The 351-nt window shown below is 50.1% G+C and carries 1 protein-coding gene; it reads right to left on the reverse strand.

Features of this window, described 5'->3' with window-relative positions; genetic code table 11:
- Positions 1 to 33: 33 nt before the first annotated feature.
- On the reverse strand, positions 34 to 351 hold a 318-nt coding region (locus R0J87_RS18965; RefSeq protein WP_498888166.1), incomplete at its 5' end, for an integrase core domain-containing protein.

Below are 351 nucleotides of genomic sequence, written 5' to 3' on the forward strand. Positions count from 1 at the left end.
ATGGTATGGCCCCATTTTTGTAGACACTTGGGGTTAACTGTTCGCCGCATAGACGCTGGGAGTAAGACCTCCTAGCGTCATGTGCCTTCTCATCTTAGGGTAGAACTCCTCAATATAGTAACGGACCTCGTCACCCATATCGCTTCGTTCTATCGTGCCTAACGGCTTTGTCCATTCCTTTTTGAGCATGGCAAAAAAGCTTTCTGCACAGGCATTATCCCAGCAATTTCCTCGGCGAGACATGCTGATGGTGACCTCACGGTCGTTCAGCCACATCATTACCTCCTCGCTGCGATACTGTGTGCCTTGATCAGAATGAAAGAGCAACTCCCTTCCCGCCGGCTGATGATG

The sequence above is a fragment of the Halomonas sp. SIMBA_159 genome, assembly GCF_046536035.1.
GTDB lineage: Bacteria > Pseudomonadota > Gammaproteobacteria > Pseudomonadales > Halomonadaceae > Vreelandella > Vreelandella venusta_A.